The organism is Sphingomonas sp. (assembly GCF_039594485.1).
Classification (GTDB): Bacteria; Pseudomonadota; Alphaproteobacteria; order Sphingomonadales; family Sphingomonadaceae; genus Sphingomonas.
The window spans coordinates 79,619-102,475 of record NZ_JBCNNI010000001.1 but is presented as its reverse complement, the minus strand read 5'-3'; the positions used below and the strand labels follow the sequence as shown (position 1 = coordinate 102,475).

24 protein-coding genes are annotated in these 22,857 nt (G+C 63.6%); 12 read left to right on the top strand and 12 right to left on the bottom strand.

Features of this window, described 5'->3' with window-relative positions:
- Window positions 1–4: 4 nt before the first annotated feature.
- Window positions 5–571: a glycine zipper 2TM domain-containing protein gene (locus ABDV78_RS00480; protein WP_343525174.1), complete on the top strand. Its 567-nt coding sequence runs from the start codon at window positions 5–7 to the stop codon at window positions 569–571.
- 135 nt (window positions 572–706) lie between these two features.
- Here the strand turns inward: ABDV78_RS00480 and ABDV78_RS00475 are convergent, their stop codons facing one another.
- Together ABDV78_RS00475 and ABDV78_RS00470 are read right to left on the bottom strand one after the other, a co-directional pair.
- Window positions 707–1,048: a hypothetical protein gene (locus ABDV78_RS00475; RefSeq protein ID WP_343525316.1), complete on the bottom strand. Its 342-nt coding sequence runs from the start codon at window positions 1,046–1,048 to the stop codon at window positions 707–709.
- A gap of 114 nt (window positions 1,049–1,162) precedes the next feature.
- Complete coding sequence (locus tag ABDV78_RS00470) at window positions 1,163–3,277, bottom strand: prolyl oligopeptidase family serine peptidase (protein ID WP_343525173.1); 2,115 nt, start codon at window positions 3,275–3,277, stop codon at window positions 1,163–1,165.
- 227 nt (window positions 3,278–3,504) lie between these two features.
- On the opposite strand from ABDV78_RS00470, the gene ABDV78_RS00465 reads away from it, so the two are divergent.
- The gene (locus ABDV78_RS00465; protein WP_343525314.1) at window positions 3,505–4,329 is read left to right on the top strand and encodes an alpha/beta hydrolase; all 825 of its coding nucleotides are present in this window, start codon (window positions 3,505–3,507) and stop codon (window positions 4,327–4,329) included.
- Window positions 4,330–4,365: 36 nt separating this feature from the next.
- Here ABDV78_RS00465 and ABDV78_RS00460 read toward each other — a convergent pair whose 3' ends face one another.
- Both ABDV78_RS00460 and eno read right to left on the bottom strand, forming a co-directional pair.
- Entirely contained in the window at window positions 4,366–4,656 is a 291-nt protein-coding gene (locus tag ABDV78_RS00460) for a septum formation initiator family protein (RefSeq protein WP_343525172.1), read from the bottom strand.
- A 56-nt stretch (window positions 4,657–4,712) separates the two neighbouring features.
- On the bottom strand, window positions 4,713–5,993 hold the full coding sequence (gene eno, locus ABDV78_RS00455; protein WP_343525171.1) for a phosphopyruvate hydratase: 1,281 nt from the start codon (window positions 5,991–5,993) through the stop codon (window positions 4,713–4,715).
- Window positions 5,994–6,149: 156 nt separating this feature from the next.
- On the opposite strand from eno, the gene ABDV78_RS00450 reads away from it, so the two are divergent.
- From ABDV78_RS00450 to ABDV78_RS00430, 5 genes are all read left to right on the top strand, one after another.
- Window positions 6,150–6,665: a hypothetical protein gene (locus ABDV78_RS00450; RefSeq protein WP_343525170.1), complete on the top strand. Its 516-nt coding sequence runs from the start codon at window positions 6,150–6,152 to the stop codon at window positions 6,663–6,665.
- Window positions 6,666–6,670: 5 nt separating this feature from the next.
- Complete coding sequence (locus ABDV78_RS00445) at window positions 6,671–7,015, top strand: phage holin family protein (RefSeq protein ID WP_343525169.1); 345 nt, start codon at window positions 6,671–6,673, stop codon at window positions 7,013–7,015.
- The gene (locus ABDV78_RS00440; protein WP_343525168.1) at window positions 7,012–7,263 is read left to right on the top strand and encodes a phosphatase; all 252 of its coding nucleotides are present in this window, start codon (window positions 7,012–7,014) and stop codon (window positions 7,261–7,263) included. Before ABDV78_RS00445 ends, ABDV78_RS00440 begins: the two co-directional genes overlap by 4 nt.
- A 43-nt stretch (window positions 7,264–7,306) precedes the next feature.
- Entirely contained in the window at window positions 7,307–7,747 is a 441-nt protein-coding gene (locus ABDV78_RS00435; protein ID WP_343525167.1) for a hypothetical protein, read from the top strand.
- 153 nt (window positions 7,748–7,900) lie between these two features.
- A complete protein-coding gene (locus ABDV78_RS00430) occupies window positions 7,901–9,730 on the top strand; it encodes a DUF885 domain-containing protein (protein WP_343525166.1) in 1,830 nt (609 codons plus the stop codon).
- A 52-nt stretch (window positions 9,731–9,782) separates the two neighbouring features.
- On the opposite strand, the gene ABDV78_RS00425 is transcribed toward ABDV78_RS00430, so the two are convergent.
- Genes ABDV78_RS00425 through cyoA form a run of 7 tightly spaced genes read right to left on the bottom strand, consistent with a single transcriptional unit; the run spans window position 9,783 to window position 16,584 of the window.
- The gene (locus ABDV78_RS00425; protein WP_343525313.1) at window positions 9,783–10,316 is read right to left on the bottom strand and encodes a response regulator transcription factor; all 534 of its coding nucleotides are present in this window, start codon (window positions 10,314–10,316) and stop codon (window positions 9,783–9,785) included.
- Window positions 10,316–11,629 (bottom strand): ATP-binding protein, encoded by a 1,314-nt coding sequence (locus ABDV78_RS00420; protein ID WP_343525165.1) that lies wholly within the window; start codon window positions 11,627–11,629, stop codon window positions 10,316–10,318. Before ABDV78_RS00420 ends, ABDV78_RS00425 begins: the two co-directional genes overlap by 1 nt.
- A complete protein-coding gene (locus ABDV78_RS00415; protein WP_343525164.1) occupies window positions 11,626–12,336 on the bottom strand; it encodes an SURF1 family protein in 711 nt (236 codons plus the stop codon). Before ABDV78_RS00415 ends, ABDV78_RS00420 begins: the two co-directional genes overlap by 4 nt.
- Complete coding sequence (cyoD, locus tag ABDV78_RS00410) at window positions 12,336–12,689, bottom strand: cytochrome o ubiquinol oxidase subunit IV (protein WP_343525312.1); 354 nt, start codon at window positions 12,687–12,689, stop codon at window positions 12,336–12,338. The genes ABDV78_RS00415 and cyoD overlap by 1 nt, the downstream gene beginning before the upstream one ends.
- 50 nt (window positions 12,690–12,739) lie before the next feature.
- A complete protein-coding gene (gene cyoC / locus ABDV78_RS00405; protein WP_343525163.1) occupies window positions 12,740–13,378 on the bottom strand; it encodes a cytochrome o ubiquinol oxidase subunit III in 639 nt (212 codons plus the stop codon).
- A 3-nt stretch (window positions 13,379–13,381) separates the two neighbouring features.
- Entirely contained in the window at window positions 13,382–15,376 is a 1,995-nt protein-coding gene (gene cyoB / locus ABDV78_RS00400; RefSeq protein ID WP_343525162.1) for a cytochrome o ubiquinol oxidase subunit I, read from the bottom strand.
- 11 nt (window positions 15,377–15,387) lie between these two features.
- Window positions 15,388–16,584 (bottom strand): ubiquinol oxidase subunit II, encoded by a 1,197-nt coding sequence (gene cyoA / locus ABDV78_RS00395; protein WP_343525161.1) that lies wholly within the window; start codon window positions 16,582–16,584, stop codon window positions 15,388–15,390.
- A gap of 171 nt (window positions 16,585–16,755) precedes the next feature.
- On the opposite strand from cyoA, the gene ABDV78_RS00390 reads away from it, so the two are divergent.
- The 3 genes from ABDV78_RS00390 to ABDV78_RS00380 all read left to right on the top strand — a co-directional run bounded on the left by ABDV78_RS00390 (window position 16,756) and on the right by ABDV78_RS00380 (window position 18,979).
- Window positions 16,756–18,090 (top strand): MFS transporter, encoded by a 1,335-nt coding sequence (locus ABDV78_RS00390; RefSeq protein WP_343525160.1) that lies wholly within the window; start codon window positions 16,756–16,758, stop codon window positions 18,088–18,090.
- Between the two features lie 116 nt (window positions 18,091–18,206).
- Window positions 18,207–18,641 carry a DUF2147 domain-containing protein gene (locus ABDV78_RS00385; RefSeq protein ID WP_343525159.1) on the top strand — a complete coding sequence of 145 codons (435 nt, stop codon included), beginning with the start codon at window positions 18,207–18,209 and terminating at the stop codon, window positions 18,639–18,641.
- A 65-nt stretch (window positions 18,642–18,706) separates the two neighbouring features.
- Window positions 18,707–18,979 (top strand): DUF1488 family protein, encoded by a 273-nt coding sequence (locus ABDV78_RS00380; RefSeq protein ID WP_343525158.1) that lies wholly within the window; start codon window positions 18,707–18,709, stop codon window positions 18,977–18,979.
- Window positions 18,980–19,366: 387 nt separating this feature from the next.
- Here the strand turns inward: ABDV78_RS00380 and ABDV78_RS00375 are convergent, their stop codons facing one another.
- Entirely contained in the window at window positions 19,367–21,172 is a 1,806-nt protein-coding gene (locus ABDV78_RS00375; protein WP_343525156.1) for a glycoside hydrolase family 15 protein, read from the bottom strand.
- 135 nt (window positions 21,173–21,307) lie between these two features.
- On the opposite strand from ABDV78_RS00375, the gene ABDV78_RS00370 reads away from it, so the two are divergent.
- Together ABDV78_RS00370 and ABDV78_RS00365 are read left to right on the top strand one after the other, a co-directional pair.
- Window positions 21,308–22,444, top strand: coding sequence for a Gfo/Idh/MocA family oxidoreductase (locus ABDV78_RS00370; protein ID WP_343525155.1), 1,137 nt, complete (start codon window positions 21,308–21,310; stop codon window positions 22,442–22,444).
- Window positions 22,445–22,531: 87 nt separating this feature from the next.
- Window positions 22,532–22,807: a DUF2934 domain-containing protein gene (locus ABDV78_RS00365; protein WP_343525153.1), complete on the top strand. Its 276-nt coding sequence runs from the start codon at window positions 22,532–22,534 to the stop codon at window positions 22,805–22,807.
- Window positions 22,808–22,857 lie beyond the last annotated feature (50 nt).

Sequence of the window (22,857 nt, the reverse complement as noted above, 5' to 3'; positions counted from 1 at the left end):
ACCGATGGGCTTTCGTCGCCTGGCCATCGTCGCAATGACGACCGCCGTCACCCTGACCGCCATTCCCGCCTCCGCGCAAACCGCCGCGGAAGATGCGCGGTTCCGCGCGGCGCAGGCGCGATTTGATCGCGAATATCAGATTTATCGGCAGGAACTCGATCTCTACATGTCCGAGCGGAACCGGGGCGGCGGATATTATGACGGCAATTACCGTCCCGCCCCGCCGCCGCCCGGCGGTCCCGGCGGATATCGGGTCGCACCGCCGGTTCCGGCCGACGGCTATGGCCAGAATGGCGAGCCCTATTATGATCCGGTCGGCGATTATCGCGATGGATCGCAGTATCGCGAGCGCGTTTTGCAGCCGCAGGACCGTGTCTATGCGGGCACCGATGGCCGCTATTATTGCCGACGCCCCGACGGTACGACGGGGTTGATCATCGGCGGCGCGGCCGGCGGTATCCTGGGCAATCTGGTCGGTGGCCGCAGCAGCACGATCGCGACGCTGCTGGGCGCGGCGGGCGGAGCGCTGGCGGGGCGTTCGATCGAACAGAACCAGTTCCGCTGCCGCTGATCCCTCATGTTTGCCGGGCGAGGCGGTCCAGGGACACCATGCGGGACCCAGGATGGCCTTGCCCGACCGGGACAAGCTTCGTCTGACGGCTCACATGCTCGCAGAACACCACGCCACGCAGGCCGCAGACGGGGTTCAGGCGGGCTCGACCATCATCAGCGCGGTATTGGCGTATTTTTCGGCATCGCGCTCGAACAGGGTGCTGATCGTGAAACGGCGGGGCGTCAGCCGTAACGCGCCCAAGCCCGCCAGCTTGAACGTACCCAGCTTCTCCTCGCGAGGGGGCTTGCCGTCCCGCTCCACGGTCGTCGCATCGACATAAAGTTCGTCATGTCGTGTGTAGATGACGTGCGGTGCCAGCACGACTTCGCCACGATTGTACATGGCGGACACCGCCTGCATCTTGACGATGGCTTCAAAAATGATGGCGGGGGCGCCCGCCGCCGGCTCCGCCGGGCGGCGCTCGGTCGTGGTCATATCGCTCATGCCCTGCATTTGCCGATCCTATTGCGATGCAGCAAGAGCAATATTGCCGCAATCGTCAACCTAATTCGGGGGACGGGTGCCTGAGGCACCTCGCCCCCCCTCGCCTCACTTTGCCGGGCCCATCAGCTTCTGCGCGAAATAGACCATCTGTTGCGCGCTCAGCCGGGCACCCTGCGAGATGTCGGCATCGCCCGAATGGCCGCCCGCCGTGTCCTCGTAAAAAAGATAGGGGATGCCATATTCCGACAGGCGTGCCGCAAACTTGCGAGCATGTTGCGGCCCCACCCGATCATCCTTGGTCGTCGTCCAGATATAGGGCTCAGGATAGACGGCACCCTTGCGGATATTGGCATAGGGCGAAATCTTTCGCAGGAACGCGGCCTCCTCGGGCACATCAATCGAGCCATATTCGTCCTTCCACGAATCGCCCGCCGCAATCTTCTGATAACGAACCATGTCGAGCAGCGGCACCTGGATCGTCACCGCCTTCCACAGTTCGGGGTGTTGGGTGAGTTCGACGCCCATCAACAGGCCCCCGTTCGAGCCGCCATAGATGCCCAGCTTCTGCGGGTTGGTGATCTTGCGTGCGAACAGGTCCTTCCCGACCGAGGCGAAATCATCATAGATGACCTGCCGCTTGGTCTTGCGGCCCGCATCATGCCATTTCGGCCCGAATTCGCCACCGCCCCGGATATTGGCAAGGACGAACGCACCGCCCCGCTCGGTCCAGATCTTGCCCGTCGAGCCAAGATAATAGGGCAGGCGTGCGATCTCGAACCCGCCATAGGCCGTCATCAGCGTAGGGGTGGCACCATTCAGCTTCGCGCCCCTGGGCAGGACGACGAAATAGGGGATCTTCGTGCCATCGGTCGACACTGCCTCATATTGATGGACGGTCGTACCGGTCGCATCGAACCGGGCCGGCAACGTCTTCAGCACCTGCGTCGCTCCCGGAGCGGCGGCGTCGAAACGCGACAGGACGGTCGGCGTGGTGAACCCCGAAGTCGACAGATACACGGTGTCCGACCGATCGCTGGTGCTGACCACATCGACCGCCATATTATCGGGAACCTGCACCGCCGAGGCAGTCCAGCCCTGGGCGGTCGGCGCGAAGACGCTCGCCCGGCCCCGAACATTGTCGATATAGGTGATGACGACCCGGTCCCTGGTGGTCGAAACGCCCTCCACCGCCTGGCGATCGGTCGGGATGAACAACGCGCGCGGCGTGATCGTCCCAGCCTCCAGTTCGGCCAGCGGAGCCCAGAGGACCGCGCCGGCGGGGAACCGGCCCCAGGCATCGCTGGTCTGGAAGATCACCCGGCCATCGACCATCCCGACGGGAAAGGCGCGCGCGGGCATCGCGATCGGCTTTGCCCCGCCTTGCGGCGACCAGAACAGTTTGTCGCCGCCAAAAAAGGCCTGCCGCCGCTCGATCACCACCGCGCGGTTTCCCTGAGCGTCGGTCAGCACCTCGGCATAGGTGCCCAGTTCGTCCGAGGGGGCGCCCCGGAATATCTCAGTGGCCTGCTCGATCGGCTGGCCGCGCTTCACCATCTTCACGACGAAGGGATAGCTGGACTTGGTCAGCGTCCCCTGCCCCCAGTCCCGGCTGACCAGCAATGTATCCTTGTCGAGCCATGCCGCGCCCTGTTTCGAGGTCGACAGGCGGAAGCCGTTGGGCACAAACTGCCCGGTCTCCATGTCGAACTCGCGATATTCGATCGCGTCCTCGCCACCTTCCGACAGAGCGACAAGGCACAGCCGATCCTCGGGGCTGAGGCAGGTCACGCCCTTCCACACCCATTTCCTGTTCTCGGCCTTGCTCAGTGCGTCGAGGTCGAGCAGCGTCGTCCAGTGCGGATCGGCGGAGGCATAGTCCGCCTCGCTCGTCCACCGCCACAGGCCCTGGGGATGATCGGCGTCGCGCCAGAAATTGACGATCCGGCCGTAGAGCTGGCCCGGCATCGGGATGCGATCCTTGGCCGAGGCGATGGCCAGCGCTTCCTGGTAGAAACTCTGATAGCGTGGATCATTTTGGAGGCGAGGCAGGGTCTTGGCATTCTCCGCCTCGACCCAGGCCAGCGCCTTTGCACCGTCCTTGTCCTCCAGCCAGATATAGGGGTCGTTTTCGGTCATCGGGTTCACCTGGGCCATTGCCGTCCCTGTTACAAATTGTCCGGCCAGCATCGTACCCGCCAGCATCCCACGCCATCCCCGCATTTCCGTTCGCTCCGCATTGTTCGCCCGTGATGCTTATGTGACTTCATCACATGGCGATGGCAATGCGACCGGGCCGCTTTATTGCGATGCAGATCGGTCCTGATCGACAGGGATATACTGAGAATCCAGCCTTTTGCCGCCCCTCTGCTGGCGCGGTTCGGACGGAACGGCGGGCGGGCAGGCCCGTTCAGGACGAACCCAATCCCATAATGATCCAGGAGCAGACCATGCCCTATGTGAAGACGCGCGATGGCACCGATATCTATGTGAAGGATTGGGGTGAAGGCCGCCCTGTGGTGCTGCTCCATGGATGGCCTCTGTCGGCCGATATGTGGGACGCGCAGATGATCGCTCTGGCCGATGCTGGTTTCCGGGCGATTGCCTATGATCGGCGCGGCTTCGGACGATCCGGCCAGCCCTGGTCCGGTTATGACTATGATACCCTGTCCGACGATCTCGCCGATGTTCTAGAAGCAACAGGCGCGCAGGATGCAGCAATCATCGGCTTCTCCATGGGCGGCGGCGAGGTGGCGCGCTATATGAGCCGCCATGAAGGCAAGGGCGTCGTCGCGGCGGGACTGATCGCGTCCGTTGTCCCCTATATGCCCAAGACCGAGGACAATCCGCAGGGGACCGACCAGTCGGTGTTCGAGCAGATCGGCCAGGGCCTGCGCGACGATCGCGCGCATTTCCTGAGGCATAGCTTTTTCAAGCAGTTCTTCGGCGTCGGCTATATCTCCAGTCCGGTCAGCGACGAGGTTCTGGACTGGGCGACCAGCGTGGCGATGCAGGCGGGGCTCAAGCCGACCCTGGCCTGTGCCGAGGCATTCAGCCAGACTGACTTCCGCCCCGACCTGTCGGCCTTCCGCGTCCCGACGCTCATCATCCATGGGACCGGCGACCAGACGGTGCCGATCGACGCGGCTGGTCGCGCGGCGGCGGCGGGCATCGCCCATTCGCAACTGGTGGAATATGACGGCGCACCACATGGCCTGAACGTCACGCATGGCGAACGTCTCAGCCGCGATCTGCTGACCTTCCTGGGTCGATGATCGAAAGGGGGTGGTCCGCGACCTTGCGGACCGCCCTTATCGTAGCGGGACGATAACCTCGTCGGGATGCGCGACGTTCAATTCGCGGCGCACCATCTCGTCCACCATATCGGGATTGGCATGATCGGGATCGAGCAGCGCGACCCGATTCTTCAGGACCAGCCGCCTTTTATCCAGCGCCGCATATTCCTGCTCACGCTTCACCAATTGCCGCTGATACTCGCCATAGGCAAGCAGACCGTTGCGCCCCAGCACCGCATAGGCGCCGAAGAACGCAACGATCGTCAACCCCAGCGCGGGCAGGGCAGCCCGTCGCATGGTTCGCATGAAAGGCGTCGGCTTTCTGGTCACAAAACCTATACTCGTACCGACGCCCGATAATTTCAAGCGCGGATCAGCACATCGCGACCCGCATAGCGCGCCGCATCGCCCAGTTCCTCCTCGATACGGATCAACTGGTTATACTTTGCAAGCCGGTCCGAACGCGCCAGGCTGCCCGTCTTGATCTGGCCGCAGTTGGTCGCGACCGCCAGATCGGCGATGGTCGCGTCCTCGGTCTCGCCCGAACGGTGTGACATGACCGCAGTGTAGCGCGAACGCTGCGCCAGCGACACGGCCTCCAGCGTTTCGGTCAGCGTGCCGATCTGGTTGACCTTCACCAGCAGCGAGTTGGCATAGCCGCCCTCGATACCCTGCTTCAGGCGCTTCGGATTGGTCACGAACAGATCGTCGCCGACCAGCTGCACCTTGTCGCCGATCAGGTCGGTCAGCGCCTTCCAGCCTTCCCAATCGTCCTCGGCCATGCCGTCCTCGATCGACAGGATCGGGTAGTTGCGGGTCAGGTTGGCGAGATATTCGGCCATCTCATGGCTCGACAGGATCTTGCCTTCGCCCGAGATATTGTACTTGCCGTCCTTGAAGAACTCGGTCGCGGCGCAGTCGAGCGCGATCATCACGTCGTCGCCCGGCTTGTACCCGGCCTTCTCGACCGACGCCATGATGAAGTCGAGTGCTTCGGTGGTCGACGCGATGTTGGGGGCGAAGCCGCCCTCGTCGCCCACGCCGGTCGCCAGCCCCTTGTCATGCAGCGCCTTCTTGAGCGTGTGGAAGATCTCCGAGCCGCAGCGGACCGCTTCCATGATGCTGGTCGCTCCGACCGGCATGATCATGAATTCCTGGAAATCGATCGGATTGTCGGCATGTTCGCCGCCATTGATGATGTTCATCATCGGCACCGGCAGCAGGTGCGCCGAGACACCGCCGACATATTTGTAGAGCGGCAGGCCGCGCGCCTCTGCCGCCGCCTTGGCCGCCGCCAGGCTGACGCCCAGGATCGCGTTGGCGCCCAGCCGGCCCTTGTTCTCGGTCCCGTCCAGCTCGATCATGGTGCGATCGAGATCGGCCTGATCCTCGGCATCGAGGCCGATCACGGCCTGCGCGATCTCGTCGTTGACCGCCTCGACTGCCGCCTCGACGCCCTTGCCCATCCAGCGGCTCTTGTCGCCGTCGCGCTTTTCGACCGCCTCATGCGCGCCGGTCGATGCGCCCGAGGGCACGGCGGCGCGACCGAAGCTGCCGTCTTCGAGCAGCACATCCACCTCGACCGTGGGATTGCCGCGGCTGTCCAGGATCTGGCGCCCGTGGATGTCGATGATTGCGGTCACGTAACGATGCTCCTACATCAGCCTGAATATCTCGGCGGCGCTCTATCGCGTGACTGCGCGAAGGGCAATTGCGGGAAAAGCATGGAACCGTGCTTCCGTCACCGGGGTTAGAACGCAAACCGCCCGGCGTGCCGGGCCAAGGAGAAAGGGTTTCCGATGGCTGACACGGACAGCATTTTGCCGCCGACCCAGGATAACACCCCGAAATTCGGGGCAAATACTGGGATCACCGCAGGAGGCGCGGCGCCGTTCGGCGAAACCGAAAAGCCCAAGGCCAGCCTTGCCGACGCCAAGCAGTCGGTGAAGGAAGGCGCCAGCAAGGTCCAGCAGCAGGCGGTGGATAAAATTCACGCGCTCGCCGGGGACGGCAAGGCCAAGGCAGGGTCCGCGCTGGATCAGGTCGCCCAGTTGCTGAACGATGCGGCGGGGCAGGTCGATGAGAAGCTGGGCAGCCAATATGGCCAATATGCCCGATCGGCGGCCGATACCGTGACCTCGCTGTCAGGTGCGATCAAGGACAAGGACGTCGAGGAATTGCTCGACGATGCGCGGGCCTTTGTCAGCAAGAGCCCGGCGGTCGCGATCGGCATCGCCGCGGCGCTAGGCTTCGTGCTCGCGCGGGTGGTCCAGTCGGGTATCGAAACCCGCGAAACGAGTGATGCGAAGGCGTGAGCCGCGTGACCGCTCCCCTATCGGCTGCGACGGCGCCGTCCGAGAGCTTGACCTCGCTGGTATCACAGCTGGTCGATGATGGCCGGTCGTACATCACGGCGGAGATCGACCTGGCCAAGGCCCGCGCCACCGACAAGGTGACCCGGTATCGTAATGCGGCAATATTTTTTGGCGCGGCGGCGGTGCTCGGCCTGTCTGCGCTGGTCGCCCTGCTGGTCGGGCTGATCCTGTCTTTGACCCCGCTGGCCGGGCCGTTCGGGGCAACGCTGATCGTCGTGGGCGCAACGATACTGGTCGCCGGGATTCTGGCCCTGGTCGGCAAAAGCCGCTTGACGGGAGGTGGAGCATGAGCGTCACCGAAGCGGAAGCTCGTGCGGCCGAGGCACGCGAGCGGATGAACCGCACCGCAGCGCGTATCCAGGCGAAATTGGAGCCGCAAGCGCTCGCCATCCAGGCACGGGATGCGGGCCTGTGTGCCGCCAGGATCGGACTGGAAACAGCCAAGGACAACAAGGCGGCGGTTGCGGGCGGCGTCGCCATCCTCGGCCTGCTGCTCAACCGCCGACGGATCGCCAGCCTGTTCAAACGCAAAGGCTGACCCGGATCTCGCCCCGGCACCCCCATTCATAAGGATGATCGCAATGACCACCGAACCCCATCTCGATCAGCAGACCGGCCGGATCCGCGAGACGCTGGACCATACGCGCGAGACCGCATCGCAAGCCTATCATGATGCCAAGGACAAGGCCGGCGAACTGGCCCACAAGACTGCCCGTAGCATCGAGGCCAATCCGCTGGGCATACTCGTCGGCGGTCTGGCGGTCGGCGTGATTGCGGGTGCCTTGCTGCCCCGTTCGCCGAGGGAGAAGGAAATCCTCGCCCCCCTCGGCAAGAAGCTGGGCGAGACGGTTCGACAGGCGACGCAGGCTGCTCGTGAAACGGGCCTGCGTGAACTGGAAGATGCGGGCCTGACCAAGGATGCGGCCAAGGATCGCGCCAAGTCGCTGTTCGACCATGTCGTGAAGGCGGCAGGCAATGCGGGGTCGGCAGCAGCGAAGGCGGCAACAAGCAAGTCCGCCTGACGCGTCTTATAGGCCGCCGAAAAGACAGGGGAGCATCGCCTTTCGCGGCGGCGATGCCCCCTTTCCATATCGTCTATACGCGCGCCAACGACCTTGCCGTCCGAAAGCGGCCTTTCTAGGATCGGGCTTTCTCATCCAGAACGGGACATCCGCTTGCGCCTTCTGCCTATCGCCGCCCTGCTCGCCGCCACTGCCCTGCCCATCCCTTTTTCGGTCAGTTGCGCGCAGGCTTTGCCCCCCGCACCGGCGCAACCCGGCGACGGCAGGGAAGATGCCCGCCTCAAGCAGCTTTTCCATGACAGCGACGAGGCCAGCCTTGCCCGCAATCCGATCAGCGGGCTGTTCCGGGGCGATATGCGTCGCGCCGACCGGATCGGCGATTTCTTTTCCGATGCCTATATCGCTGGCGAACGCAACGCAGCGCAGAGCGACCTTAAGCGTCTGGGCCAGATCGACCGAGCGAAGCTGACACCGACGGATCAGATCGCCTATGACGTGTTCCGGCAGCAGACCGAGACCACGCTGAAGGGCTTCGATCCCGCGCTCGTCGCGCTGACCATCGTTCGGCCGATGGATCATTTCTATGGCATCCAGACCTTCTATCCCGAATTCGCGTCCGGCCAGGGGGCGGCCCCGTTCAATACGCTGGCGGATTACGAGAATAATCTGAAGCGAAACGTCGAATATGCGCGGCTGCTCGACGAGGCCATCGGGCGCTTCCGCCAAGGCATGGCCAGCGGCGTGGTCCAGCCCAAGCTCGTCGTGCGCAATATGATCGCGCAGTTCGACAATCTTCTCGCCGGATCGGTGGAGGACTCGACCTTCTACGGCCCGGTCCGGCGCTTCCCCGCCAGCATTTCAGCGGCGGATCAGGCCCGGCTGAAGACGGCTTATGCCACGCAGATCCGCGACGTGATCATCCCCGCCGAAAAGCGGATGCGCGACTTCCTGGCCGACACCTATCTTCCGGCCGCACGCGACAGCATCGGCCTGTCGGGGATGAAGGGCGGCGACCGGCTCTATGCCTATCTGATCGAGCAGAACACCACCTTGCCACTCCAGGCCGAAGCGGTCCACCAGCTCGGCCTGTCAGAGGTCGCGCGAATCCTGAAAGCGATGGACGTGCAGAAACAGGCCGTCGGCTTTACCGGCAGCCTCAGCGACTTCTTCACCTTCCTGCGTACCGACCCCCGCTTCCAGCCCAAATCGGCGGCCCAGCTTCGCGAAGGCTATGAAGCGATCGGGCGGCGGATCGACACCCGCATCCGCGAACAATTCTCGCTGATCCCGAAGACCGCGTTGGAGATCCGCCCCGTTCCCGCCTTCAAGGAAAAGACCGATGCGGGCGGTTCCTATCAGGGCGGCACGCCGGACGGAACGCGGCCGGGCGTATTCTACTACAACACCTATGACCTGCCGTCGCGCTACATGTGGGAGATGGAGACGCTGTACCTGCACGAGGCCGTGCCGGGACATCATTTCCAGATCAGCCTGGCGCAGGAGAATGCCGCGCTTCCGGCCTTCATGCGCTTCGGCGGCAATACCGCCTATGCAGAGGGCTGGGCGCTCTATGCCGAGACGCTGTGGCCCGAACTGGGCATGGAGACCGATCCCTATCAGCGGATGGGCGGCCTAAGCGACGAGATGCTGCGTGCGATGCGGCTCGTGGTCGATACCGGCATCCATGCCAAGGGTTGGACGCGCGACCAGGCGATCGATTATATGCTCGCCAATTCGCCGATGGCGCGGACCGATGCGACCGCCGAGGTGGAGCGATATATCGCCATTCCGGGACAGGCGCTCGCTTACAAGATCGGCCAGATCACGATCAGCCGGATGAAGGCCAAAGCCAAGGCCGAGCTGGGTGGCAAGTTCGATCCGCGTCGCTTCCATGCGGTGATCCTCGACACCGGGGCGTTGCCGATGCCGGTGCTGGAAAAGAAGGTCGAAGACTGGATCGCGGCGGAAAAGCGCCGGGCGTGATCGGTGGCGGGAGGGGCTAGGTCCGCCCTTCCCGCCTGCCGGACGGCCCATGTCAGGGGACGTGCCGCTTTTCGAGTTTCCGCGCGAGCGTCCGGCGGTGCATGCCAAGCCGCCGCGCGGTTTCCGAGATGTTGAAATTGGTCTCGGCCAGGGTTTCGTTGATCCGTTCCCATTCCAGGGTCTTGATCGAACTTGGACGGTCGGTGATCGCGGTGGTCGTGTCGCCGCCCGCCTTATGAAAGGCGGCTTCGATATCGTCGGTGTTGGACGGCTTTGCCAGATAGTGGCAAGCGCCCAGCTTGATCGCCTCCACCGCGGTCGCGATGCTCGCAAATCCGGTCAGCACGACAATCAGCATCTCGGGGTCATGCGCATGAAGCGTCTGGACGCAAGCCAACCCAGAGGCCTGGCCCAGCTTCAGGTCGACCACCGCATAATGCGGCGTGACCTGGCCGAGGATTTCGACCAGCATGTCGGGACTAGCCGCCACCCAGACACGATAACCCCGCCGCTCGAACGAGCGTTGCAGCGTGCGTGCGAATGTTTCGTCATCCTCGACGATTACCAGCGAACGTTCGCTGTCCATCATTTCTCCCGATCCGAAAAGCCGATCATACTGAGAGGTAGGGTCAGCGTGACGAGCGCGCCACCCTCCGGGCGATTGGCGGCCTCGACCCGTCCGCCCAGCTTGCGCACCACGCTGGATACGAGGAACAGGCCCACGCCATGCCCCTCCCCCTTTGTTGACTGCTGAGGGCGCCCGACCTGGGCCAGCGTGGTGGCGGTGAAGCCCGCCCCGCGATCCGCGACCCGCACCGCTACCGCGCCACCCTCGCGCGCGACGGACAGCCCCACCCATTGGGGCGATGCCTCCGCCGCATTGTCGAGGACGTTCCAGACCGCCTGCTTGATGGCCGGGTCCGACACGATCGGCGCGTCGTCATCAGTCCGCTGATAATCGAGCGTGACGTGCGCATGGCTCTGCCGCCATTCGCCGACGATCGCATCGATGAAGCGCCCGACCTCCGACAATTCCGCCGCCTCGCCGCGCGGTTCGCCCGCCGATTGCAGGATGCGGGTGACGATGGCCTTGCACCGCTGGACCTCAGCCTGCATCTCGGCAATCTCGCCCATCAACTCGACATCGTCGCGCAGCTTAGGGACGCGTCGCCAGTCGCTGAGGATCACGGACAGGCTGGCCAGCGGAGTGCCTAGCTCATGCGCCGCTCCAGAGGCGAGCAGGCCCATCCGAACGATGTGCTCTTCCTCCGACGCCTGCTGCCGAAAGTCCGCGAGCCGCGCTGCGCTCTCGCGAAGATTATGCGTGATGCGGGTGACGAACAGGATGAGCAGCACCGCGACCAGCGCGAAACCCAGCCAGTTGCCGAGTGTATGCAGCCCCGCGATGTCACCGAACAGCCAGGGCGGAAAGGCAAGCGGCCGGTGGTGCAGCGACAGGAGTCCGAAGCAGATCCCGGTGATCCCCGCCAACGCCCAGGCGGACCAAGTCTCCAGCAGAACCGCGCCCAGCACGACCTGAATGAGGTAAAGCGAGATGAAGGGGTTGGTGGCCCCGCCCGCCAGGAAGAGCTGAAGCGTCAGCGTCCCCACATCGAACATCAGCGCGAACAGCAACTCGGTATTGGTGATCCGGTGGAAGCGCAGGCGGAAATGGCTGAGCAGATTGATCGCCGTCGCCATGCCCACCACGCCCATCATCGCCGCCACAGGCAGCTCGACGCGCATCACGCGGTTGACGAACAGGATCGTCACCAACTGACCGATGACGGCCAACCAGCGCAGATGAATGAGCTGGCGCATATTCGCCGTACCCGCCGTCGCGTCGGGCTCGCGCGGGCGGACCGTGAACGGCAGGAAGGGATGAACGCCGGTCGTCATTCGCGCCTTTTACGCCAAAGAATGACGAGTGCCACGACCGTCAGGATCGCCAGACCGAACCAGGTCAAGGCATAGGACAAATGACTGTTGCGGAAGGCGACGACGGTCAGCCCGCCGATCGGGTAGCCACCAGGGTTCGGGGTTCTATCGGCATCGATGAAATAGGGGGCGACCGCACCAAGATGCTTGGCGGACGCGATCGCTGCCACGTCGCGCGAATACCAGCGATCGGCAGCCGCATCATTCGAGCGGAGGAAGCCCCCCTTCGGCTCGGTCAAACGGATCAGGCCGGTAACAGGGACGGGCCCGCTCGGCCTGTCATGCTCGGCGCGCTTCTCGGGCGGTACGAAGCCACGATTGACGAGGACGGTAAAGTTCGAACCAACAAGGGGCGTGAGAACCCAATAGCCCGGCCCCCGTTCGGTCACGGCCTGGACGAAGGTTTCCCGGTCGTTCCGAAATACACCGCGCACGCTGACACGACGATAGGTATCCGCGGGCCCGGCGGCAGGGGGGGCCGCAACGGGGGCGGCGTGAAGCCGGGCCTCAACCGTCGCGATCAGGTTCAGTTTCCAGACACGGCGCTGCAACTGCCACACGCCCAGGGATATGAACGCCGCAACCAGGGCCAACCCGATCGCGGTCAGGACCGCCAGCACCAGCGGCGAGCGGCCCCGCCGCCCGCCCGCTGGGCCAGCATCGGTCATTACATGCCGCCGCCCAATTGGGCGGCCATGTCCGGCATCATGTTGGTGTTCATGTGATACATGACCCAGATCGAGCCGCTCAGCGTGATGACGACCAGCACTGCGGTGAAGACCAGCGCCATCATCGTCCAGCCTCCCTCCGACTTGGTGTTCATGTGGAGGAAGTAGATCATGTGGACGACGATCTGGACGAAGGCCAGGCCCATGATGACCAGCGCGGTCGTCTGCGTATCACCCAGCGCCCCGGTCATCACCGCCCAGAACGGGATGGCCGTCAGGATCACCGAGAGCACGAACCCGATCATATAGCCCTTCAAGGAGCCATGGCCGTGCGTGTCGCCGTGCGAATGCAGATCGTGGTCGAGATTGGCGTGGTCGCCATGACCATGGGGAGGATGAGCGCTCACCGGAGAACTCCGAGCAGATAGACAAAGGTGAAGACGCCGATCCAGACGACGTCCAGGAAGTGCCAGAACATCGACAGGCACATCAGGCGGCGCTTGTTCGCTTCGATCAGGCCGAAACGACCGACCTGTACCATCAGTGTGACCAGCCAGATCGAACCGAAGGTGACGTGCAGACCGTGCGTTCCGACCAGCGTGAAGAAGGACGACAGGAAGGCCGAACGCTGCGGACCCGCGCCCTCATGGATGAGGTTGGCGAATTCGTAGAGTTCGATCGACAGGAAGGCCAGGCCGAACAGGCCGGTGATGCCGAGCCAGATCAGCGTCTGCTGCTTCTGGTTCTTCTCCATCGCGATCATGGCGAAGCCATAGGTGATCGACGACAGCAGCAGCATCGAGGTGTTGAGCGCGACCAGCGGGAGTTCAAAGATTTCCCGCGGGGTCGGCCCGCCCGCATAGCTGGTGCCCAGCACGCCATAGGTGGCGAAGAGGATCGCGAAGATGAGGCAGTCGCTCATCAGGTACATCCAGAAGCCGATGGCGGTCGAGCCACCGGATTCGTGATGATGATCCTCGTCCTCGACCAGATAATAGGTCGGGTTCTTCGCCGGATCGGCGCTCAGAACATCGGTCGACATGGATCAGGCCCCCTGACCGAGCAGGCGACGCCGCTCGCTTTCGATCGCCACGACCTCATCGACGGGGATGTAGTAATCGCGGTCATAGTTGAATGTATGCCAGATGGCGACGACGACGACGCCAAGCAGGCCGAGGGCAGCGAGCCACCACATGTACCAGATCATGCCGAAGCCGGCCGCCGTCGACAGAGCGGCGATGATCACGCCGGTTCCCGTGTTCTTCGGCATGTGGATCGGACGATATCCCTCGGTGGGTGCCTCCGCCTTCTTGTCCTTCATGTCATACCAGGCATCCAGATCATGGATGACGGGCGTGAAGGCGAAGTTGTAATCCGGCGGCGGCGAGGACGTCGCCCATTCCAGCGTCCGGCCGTTCCAGGGATCGCCCGTGGTGTCGCGCAGCTCTTCCTTCTTCCAGATCGACACGCCGATCTGAACCAGGAAGGCCCCGATGCCACCCGCGATCATCAGCGCACCCAGCAGGGCGACGACGAAATAGATTTGCAGCGAGGGATCGTCGAAATGATGGAGGCGACGCGTCACGCCCATCAGGCCCATGATATAGAGCGGCGTGAAGGCGACCCAGAAGCCGACGACCCACAGCCAGAACGAAACCTTGCCCCAGAACTGGTTGAGCTTGAACCCGAAGGCCTTGGGCCACCAATAGTTGATCGCGGCAAAGGCACCGAACAGCACGCCGCCGATGATCACATTGTGGAAGTGCGCGATCAGGAACAGCGAGTTGTGCAGCACGAAGTCGGCGGGGGGAACGGCCAGCAGAACGCCGGTCATGCCGCCGATGGTGAAGGTCAGCATGAACGCGATGGTCCACATCATCGGCAGTTCGAACCGGATGCGCCCCTTGTACATGGTGAACAGCCAGTTGAAGATCTTCGCCCCGGTCGGGATCGAGATCACCATGGTCGTGATGCCGAAGAACGAATTAACGCTCGCCCCCGACCCCATGGTGAAGAAGTGGTGCAGCCAGACCAGGTAGGACAGGATGGTGATGACGATCGAGGCGTAGACCATCGAGGTATAGCCGAACAGCCGCTTCCCCGAGAAGGTCGAAGTGACTTCCGAGAAGACGCCGAACAGCGGCAGGATCAGGATGTAGACCTCCGGGTGGCCCCAGATCCAGATGAGGTTCACGTACATCATCGGGTTGCCGCCGAGATTGTTCGTGAAGAAGTTGGTGCCGACATAGCGGTCGAGCGACAGCAGGACCAGGGTGGCGGTAAGGACGGGGAAACTGGCGACGATCAGGACGTTCGCGCAGAGCGAGGTCCAGCAGAACACCGGCAGCTTCATCATGGTCATGCCCGGTGCGCGCATCTTGATGATGGTCGCGATCAGGTTGATGCCCGACAGGGTCGTACCGACGCCCGCCACCTGCAACGCCCAGATATAATAGTCGACGCCGACATCTGGACTGAAATCCAGCTCAGAAAGCGGCGGGAAGGCCAGCCAGCCGGTCCGGGCGAATTCGCCGATGAACAGCGACGCCATCACCAGCACGACGCCGCCCGCGGTCATCCAGAAGCTGAGATTGTTCAGATAGGGGAAGGACACGTCGCGCGCGCCGATCTGGAGCGGGATGACATAGTTCATCAGGCCGGTGATGATCGGCATCGCGACGAAGAAGATCATGATGACGCCATGGGCGGTGAACACCTGATCATAATGGTGCGAATTCAGGAAGCCCTGATTGTCACCGAAGGCGATCGCCTGCTGGCCGCGCATCATCAGCGCATCGGCAAAGCCGCGCAGCAGCATCACGATACCCAGGGCCATATACATGATCCCGATCCGCTTGTGATCGACCGTGGTGAACCACTCCTTCCAGAGATAGCCCCACAGCTTGAACTTGGTGATGAGCGCCAGCACCGCGAGCCCGCCGACCGCGACACCCAGGAAGGTGCCGACGACAATGGGCTCGTGGATCGGCAGCGATTCGAACGACAGGCGTCCGAAGATGGTCTTTATGATTTGATCCATGATGGCGTGCCTCAGCCGCGACCCGCGCCGGCATGGCCGGGGGTCTGCGGGATGGAAAGGAAGGACATACGGCGGTTCTTCATCTCACCCGGCTCCTGCACGCCGTTCGACGGCACAGGTTCCTTGCTCTGATGCGGCGAGGTCTGGATCTCTTCGGGCGACTTTTCGAGCGCGCCCTTGGTGCGATCCCCGTGCATCGGGCCGGTGTTGTTGACCGGCGGATTGCCCTCGCCGACCTTCATCTTGTGCGGGTCACCGCCACCGCTCATCCGGTCATGCATCATCACGTCGGACATGCACGGCGTATTATCCGCGACGCAGCGGTTGACGACGCGATCGAACAGACCGCTCTGCACCGTGCCGAAATACATGGCAGGCACATATTCGCTGGGCTTTTCGATCGTCAGGAAGGCGGCACGGGTAAGTTCGCCCTTGCCCTTGGCCTGACCAGCCTGCGAGGCGCGGACCGTCTCGACCCATTGATCGAAGCCGTTCGCCTGGAGGGCATAGACCGGGAAGTTCATGCCCGAGAAACCCGCGCCGCTATAGTGCGACGAAAGCCCCTTGTACGTGCCCTCGCGGTTCAGGACCGCGTGGAGCTTCGTCTCCATGCCAGGCATGGTGTAGATCATGCCCGCCATCGCCGGAACGTAGAAGGCGTTCATCACCGAGGTGCTGGTCAGGCGGAATTCGACCGGACGGTCGACGGGCAGCGCGAGTTCGTTGACCGTGGCGATGCCCTGCTCGGGATAGATGAACAGCCACTTCCAGTCGAGCGAGACCACCTGGATTTCCAGCGGCTTGACGTTCGTCGTGACCGGCTGCCCCGGGGCAGTGCGCTCGATCGGGCGATACGGATCGAGCAGATGGGTGCTCGTCCAGGTCACCGCGCCCAGGCAGATGATGATCAGCAGCGGCGCCGACCAGATCACCAGTTCGAGCATCGTCGAGTGGTCGAAATTCGGATCATATTCCGCGTCGATATTGCTCTTGCGATAGCGCCACGCGAACAGCACCGTCAGCGCCATCACCGGAATGATGATCAGCAGCATCAGGGCCGTCGCGATCAGCACCAGATCGCGTTGCTGCATGGCGACGTCGCCCGCAGGATGGAGCACGACCGCATCGCAGCCCCCCAGCATGGCCAGGAGGGGCAAGGCGGCCCAGCGAAGAGGGCGCAGGCGCGCAAGGCTCGACGAATGAGACATATGGCAAGGGCCGCTACGCCTTTGCTGCACCTGCGCACATTGGACAGTTTGTCCAATCCCCGCATCGCCCGGAAAGGCGCATAGGCGCACGACAATGGCGGTCATGCGCGGTCCTTTTGCACTGCGAATGTTCCGTCTCAATACCTTGGAAGAAGTCAGGACCGGCAGCTGATGAGCGCAGAGTTAACCGCATCGACCTCGACGCCCCTGGAACGGGATGCGCGACTGGTCAATGCCCGCGATCCGCACCATGTCGCGCCGGGTGATATCGCCATCGGCGTCATCATCGGGCGCACGTCGGAGTTTTTTGACTTCTTCGTCTACGCCATCGCCTCGGTGCTGGTGTTCCCGTCGCTGATCTTCCCCTATGTCGATGCGCTGACGGGCACGCTCTATTCCTTTGCGCTGTTCTCGCTCGCATTCATCGCACGTCCGATCGGCACCTTCATCTTCATGGCGGTCGATCGCAACCTCGGTCGTGGTGTCAAGCTGACCATCGCCTTGTTCCTGCTCGGCGGCTCGACCATGGCGATCGCCTTCCTGCCCGGCTATGCGCAGATCGGGACGTCGGCCGCCGTACTGCTCGGCATCTTCCGCATCATGCAGGGGCTTGCGCTGGGCGGCGCCTGGGACGGCCTGCCTTCGCTGCTGTCGCTCAATGCACCGGAGCGTCGTCGCGGCTGGTACGCGATGATTCCGCAGCTCGGCGCGCCGCTGGGCCTGCTGGTCGCCAACGGCCTGTTTGCCTTCTTCCTGACGACGCTCAGCACGGCAGACTTCCTCGACTGGGGCTGGCGCTATCCATTCTTCGTCGCCTTCGCGATCAACGTCGTGGCGCTGTTCGCGCGTCTCCGCATCGTTGCGACGCCCGAGTTCCAGCGCCTGTTCGAAAGCCGCGAGCTTCAGCCCGCGCCGGTGGGCGAGACGCTGAGCGCCGAGGGTCGCACGGTCATCCTGGGTGCTTTCGCTCCGCTGGCCAGCTTTGCGATGTTCCACATCGTCACCGTGTTCCCGCTTTCCTGGGTCGTGCTGTTCAATCGCGAGCGCCCGCAGGACTTCATGATGATCGAGATCGTTGGCAGCATCGTCGGCGTGTTCGCCATCCTCGCCTCGGGCAAGATCGCGGACCGGGTCGGCCGTCGCACGCTGCTCGGCGCTTCGGCTGCGGCGATCGCGGCCTATGCGGGCTTCGCACCGCAATTGCTGAGCCAGGGCGGCGTCGGTGAAACCGTCTATATCGTCCTCGGCTTCCTCCTGCTGGGTCTCGGCTTCGGCCAGTCCTCGGGCGTCATCAATTCGGGCTTTTCGCCGCTGCGCCGCTATACTGGTGCCGCGATCACATCGGATCTCGCCTGGCTGATCGGTGCCGGTTTCGCGCCGCTGGCCGCGCTGCTGCTGTCGAGCAACTTCGGCCTGTTGTCGGTGGGTGTCTATCTGCTGTCGGGTGCGGTCTGCACACTGGCGGCGCTGGGCATCAACAAGGAACTGGCAAAGCGTTCCAACTGATCCGGCCTATCGGTCGAACGTTCAAGCGGCCGGCGGAGCAATCCGTCGGCCGTTTTGCTTTTGAGCCCCGCCTTCCTACATCGCCGGGATCATCGGAAACATCGAGGGATCGCCCCATGACGAAGATCGGCAAGAAATGGATAGCGGCCGGAACACTCGCCCTGTCGAGCACCGGGCTGATCGCGGGCGCGGCGGACGCGCGCGTTCCCGCCGGAACCTGGGCCAATCCCTCGAACACGGTTCAGGTCCGCTTTGCGCCCTGTGGGTCCGGCCGCGATGCGCGACTGATGTGCGGCACAGTTGTCTGGGCCAGCGAACAGGCCAAGGCGGATGCGGCGCGCGGCGGCTCGGAGCGGCTGACCGGCACGCGCCTGTTCACCGACTTTGAAGAGGAAGAACCCGGCCGCTGGTCCGGCACCGTCTTCATCCCCGATATCGGCCGCGAAGTCGAAGGAACGATCACGCAGATCGACGCACGAACCCTGGTCGGTCAGGGCTGCCTGTTCGGCTCGCTGGGATGCCGGGAACAGCGTTGGCGGCGAGTCAAATAAGCCGGTTCAGGGAACCCGAAGGCTCTTTCCGCGTCCCCGACGCAGACGATGGAGGAAGGAAAGTCATGGCGGACGACACGCTGACGGTCATCAAGGGTACGGTGGAAGACAATATCGGCGAGCGGCAGGTCGAGTTCGTGGGTGAAGTCGATGGCGACGAATACCAGTTCGCCGTGCAGTATGATCTGCTTGAGGCGCTGAGCGGCGACGCCCCCGATGGCGATGCGATCGACATGTTCGAGCGCTATTCGGATGATATCCTCGAAGCCGCCTTGGCCGCACTCGGCCGCGACATGGAACAATCGCTGATCGTCGTCAGCGAGAATGATCTGGACTGACGAGCGAGGGCCGCCGGTCAGGCTTTGAACAACCGATCACTCTGCTGCGCAAGCTCCACCAGCATATGGGCCTTGCGCAGCAGAGCTAAGCAGCAACTGCCCTCTTCAACGTGCGAGCTTCGCCCCGGTCGGTATCAAGCTTCCATGGCAGACCGGCGAAGCGCCGGGTCCAGGCGGACAGTACATCGTCCATGATCAGGCGCGCCTGTCCATCGCAATCGGACCAGACTTCATCGTACCGAGCCCCCATTGCCCAGACCAGCCGCGTGGCCTCTCCGCCCCCTGCCGGAAAACCAGTCGCGGATCGGCACATTCGGATCGGATCGCACCCCTGTTAGCACTCGGAACGGGCGGTTCCACCGTCCTGGTGGAAGGTCGGCATGGGGGTCATAGTTCCTGACCCGCCAATGTCGCCGCCGCCTGAATCACGGCCAGATGGGTCAGTCCTTGCGGCATGTTCCCCAGATACCGGCCGGTCGCCGGATCGATCATCTCGGCATAGAGCCCCGCCCCCCGGCTATCCAGCGCGACCGTAGCAGCGTCGAAGGCAGCCCGAGCCCGCTCCTGCTGGCCCAGGATCGCCCGCGCCTCGATCATCCAGAAGGTACAGGCGAGGAAACACGCCTCTTCCCGATGCACACCCGAATAGCGGTAGTGAAACGCGCCCTCGCCCAGTTCCTCGTCAAGCGCATCGAGCGTTCGGGCCAGGCGGTCCTGCCCATCAAAGCGGAACCGGACGGCGAGTGCGAGGCTGGCATCCAGAGCATCATTGCCCGGATACATCAGATACGCACCGCGCTTCTCCGACCAGCAATGCTCCCCGATCCACGCCTCGATCCGGTCGCGTTCGCGCGCCCAGCGGTCGCGGCAGGTAGTGGGGATCTGTCCCTGGTCGGCCAGTTCGACCGCCCGCGCCAGCGCCTGCCAGCAACTGATCTTGGACATGGTGTAATGTTCCTGCTTCGGCAGTTCCCAGATGCCCGCGTCCGGCTGACGCCAGCGATCGGCACAGGTGTTGGCAAGGTGGGAAAGGGTCTCGGCGCTGGCGGTATCCAGGAAATTGCCGCACGCCACGAAGCGGCTCGCCGTTTCGAAGATGTCGCCATAGATGCCATGCTGGTGCTGCGACCCGGCCAGATTGCCCACGCGCACGGGTTTGGAGTAGCGATAACCACCGACTGCGACCTCGCGCTCGGCCGGAACCGCTTGCCCTTCAAGTGTGTAGCAGACCTGCGGCTGACCCTCCCCAAGTCGCTTGAGCAGCCAGGTGAAGGCCGCCTTTGCCTCGGCATGGGCGCCGATCCGCAGGAACGCCTTGATCGTGTAACCGGCATCGCGGACCCAGGCATAGCGATAGTCATAGTTCTTCGCGCCACCAATCCCTTCTGGCAGTGAAGTGGTCGCCGCCGCCGTGATCGCGCCTGTCGGGGAGTAGAGCAGGAGCTTGAGCGCAAGTGCGCTGCGCAGGATACGATCGCGATATTCAACGGGGGCCGTCAGTCCCCCGGTCCATTGCCGCCATTCCGCGTCGGACAAATCAATTCGCGCGTCGATCTGCTCGATGTCCTGACACACCAAGGGTTCGTCCTCGCCCGCGATGATCGCAATCCGGGCCCGGTCCCCTGGCCCGACCGAGGCATGCGCTGTGACCAACCCGTCTTCCACGGAATCGACGATCACATGCCCGCAATGCCGGAAGACGCCCAGCACCCGGTCGACATGGAAGACATTGTGTCCGCCCGCTGGCGCGAAATAGGGACTGACGGTGTCCGCCCGACGACTGAAGCGGAGGGTGATCGCGAACCGCACATGGCCGTCCAGCCCCTCGACCCGCCGCGCCAGTTCGGCCCAGGGCAGCCGCCCCGCGGGGCCGCTGTTGATCGACTCCACCAGCTTGGCCCGGCCGGTTGCCGTGGTGAAGATCGTCTCCAACACGTTGCTGTCCCTGCGGTATCGGCGCTCGACCGCAAAGGGCATGTCAGGCGTGATGGAGAAGGTGCCGCCATCGGCCGCATCGAGCAACCGGTCGAACAACGGCGCGGAGTCCATATTGGGTACGCACCACCAGTCGATCGCCCCGTCGGCACCGCTCAGCGCGACGCTCCGCCCATCGCCCAGCGCCGCGTAATTCTCCAGATCGAGGAAACCGTCGCCGTCACGGAGCGGATCGGCGTGCTGATCGGGCAAGGTCACGGGCGGCGGGCTCCACGTCGGAGGAAACAATCCAGGTTAGAGCGAGGAAAACTCGCCAAATCCGGTAAATCTCCGTGGGACCTTCCCCGAATTGGCGCGTTGCAGCATCCGTTACGATCTTTTGGGAGCAGTGGCATGAGCCTGGTATCGGCATTCGGTTTCGGCGCGAAGAAGGTTCGCTATGCCGTCGTGGGCGCAGGGGATATCACCCAGTCGGCGATGTTGCCGGGCATCAAACATACCGGCAATTCGGAACTGACCGCGATCGTCACCGGCGACGCCGAAAAGGGCCGTCTTCTTGCGGACAAATACGGCGTCGAGCATGTCTATTCCTATTCGGAATTCGACAAGCTGCTGACCGCCAATGTGTGCGATGCGATCTATCTGGCGACGCCGAACTGGCGACATGCCGAATTCGCGATCCCCGCGCTCGACGCCGGTATCCATGTCCTGTGCGAAAAACCGCTCGACATATCGGTGGAACAGGGGCGTGCCATCCAGGAGGCGGAGCGGCGCTCCTCCGCCAAGCTGATGACCGCCTATCGCCTGCATTTCGAGCCCGGCACGCTGGATGCAATCGAGAAGATTCGGAACGGCGAACTGGGGGAACTGGTCGCCTTCACCTCCTGCTTCGGCCAGAAGCTGGACCCTGACAATCATCGTGCAAAGCATGGCCTCCAGGCGGGTCCGTTGTTCGACATGGCGCCCTATCCGATCAACGCGATCCGGTATCTGTTCGGCGCCGAACCCGTCGCGGTGGAAAGCGCGGTCGCGACGCGACAGCCCGGTGCGGGCCTGGGCGATCTGGACGATACTTTCGCCGTCATCCTGCGCATGCCGGGCGACAAGCTGGCCAGCTTCACCGTCAGCTACGCGATGAATGACGTCGACAGCCTGATCGTGGCGGGCATGAAGGGTTCGATCCATATGAGCCCGGCCTATGGCTTCCAGTCCCCGATCGAGCAGAACCTCACCATCGGCGACAAGAAGAGCCATGAGCGCTTCAAGCATACCGATCATTTCGGCGGCGAGATGCGCTATTTCTCGGATTGTATCCTCCATGATCGCGACCCCGAACCCGATGCGGAGGAGGGGCTTGCCGATCTGCGCGTTGTCGAGGGGATCGTGAAGGCGCTGGAGACGGGTGGCCGCGTCACCCTGCCCCCCTTCGCCCGGACGCGCCGGATCGACCCGGCAAGCCAGCGACAGACACTGTCGGCGGTCGATCGCCCTGCCCCGGTCAAGGTCAAGTCGCCGACCGGAAACAGCTGATGAGGATGCGTGCGTTTTTTGCGGAGCGGAACGCATGGTCAGTCGTTACGATTGCGATGACAGATGATCTGTCGCGACAGGGAGTCGATGGTGGACAATAGGGAAGAACAGCTTCGCCAGCGGGCATATGGCATCTGGCAAGACGAAGGTCAGCCGCATGGTCGCGACCGCGATCATTGGGAAATGGCCGAGCGTGAACTGACCGAGGGAGCCGTGGGCGACGCGCCCGCCAAGGCGTCATCCAAGCCGGCACCCAGGCGCCGCAAGGCGAAAGAGGTGCCCGAGCCCGTCGCGGAAACCCCTGCCGCCGAACCCGCGCCCAAGCCCAAGGCACGCAAGCCCCGCGCCGCCAAAACGAGCTGACCCGGCGAAAGCCCGGGCGGTCGTCATCGCCCGGGCATCGACGTCCATAC

Bases quoted from the DNA above. Each gene is read 5' to 3' on its own strand.
- ABDV78_RS00465 (WP_343525314.1), top strand. From the start codon at position 3,505: ATGCCCTATGTGAAGACGCGCGATGGCACCGATATCTATGTGAAGGAT.
- ABDV78_RS00435 (WP_343525167.1), top strand. From the start codon at position 7,307: ATGACCACCGAACCCCATCTCGATCAGCAGACCGGCCGGATCCGCGAG.
- ABDV78_RS00415 (WP_343525164.1), bottom strand. From the start codon at position 12,336: ATGACCGATGCTGGCCCAGCGGGCGGGCGGCGGGGCCGCTCGCCGCTG.
- ABDV78_RS00420 (WP_343525165.1), bottom strand. From the start codon at position 11,629: ATGACGACCGGCGTTCATCCCTTCCTGCCGTTCACGGTCCGCCCGCGC.
- ABDV78_RS00440 (WP_343525168.1), top strand. From the start codon at position 7,012: ATGAGCGTCACCGAAGCGGAAGCTCGTGCGGCCGAGGCACGCGAGCGG.
- cyoB (WP_343525162.1), bottom strand. From the start codon at position 15,376: ATGGATCAAATCATAAAGACCATCTTCGGACGCCTGTCGTTCGAATCG.
- ABDV78_RS00425 (WP_343525313.1), bottom strand. From the start codon at position 10,316: ATGGACAGCGAACGTTCGCTGGTAATCGTCGAGGATGACGAAACATTC.
- ABDV78_RS00380 (WP_343525158.1), top strand. From the start codon at position 18,707: ATGGCGGACGACACGCTGACGGTCATCAAGGGTACGGTGGAAGACAAT.
- ABDV78_RS00470 (WP_343525173.1), bottom strand. From the start codon at position 3,277: ATGCGGGGATGGCGTGGGATGCTGGCGGGTACGATGCTGGCCGGACAA.
- ABDV78_RS00475 (WP_343525316.1), bottom strand. From the start codon at position 1,048: ATGACCACGACCGAGCGCCGCCCGGCGGAGCCGGCGGCGGGCGCCCCC.
- ABDV78_RS00365 (WP_343525153.1), top strand. From the start codon at position 22,532: ATGGTGGACAATAGGGAAGAACAGCTTCGCCAGCGGGCATATGGCATC.
- ABDV78_RS00370 (WP_343525155.1), top strand. From the start codon at position 21,308: ATGAGCCTGGTATCGGCATTCGGTTTCGGCGCGAAGAAGGTTCGCTAT.
- cyoC (WP_343525163.1), bottom strand. From the start codon at position 13,378: ATGTCGACCGATGTTCTGAGCGCCGATCCGGCGAAGAACCCGACCTAT.
- ABDV78_RS00450 (WP_343525170.1), top strand. From the start codon at position 6,150: ATGGCTGACACGGACAGCATTTTGCCGCCGACCCAGGATAACACCCCG.
- cyoA (WP_343525161.1), bottom strand. From the start codon at position 16,584: ATGTCTCATTCGTCGAGCCTTGCGCGCCTGCGCCCTCTTCGCTGGGCC.
- ABDV78_RS00480 (WP_343525174.1), top strand. From the start codon at position 5: ATGGGCTTTCGTCGCCTGGCCATCGTCGCAATGACGACCGCCGTCACC.
- ABDV78_RS00460 (WP_343525172.1), bottom strand. From the start codon at position 4,656: ATGCGAACCATGCGACGGGCTGCCCTGCCCGCGCTGGGGTTGACGATC.
- ABDV78_RS00385 (WP_343525159.1), top strand. From the start codon at position 18,207: ATGACGAAGATCGGCAAGAAATGGATAGCGGCCGGAACACTCGCCCTG.
- ABDV78_RS00390 (WP_343525160.1), top strand. From the start codon at position 16,756: ATGAGCGCAGAGTTAACCGCATCGACCTCGACGCCCCTGGAACGGGAT.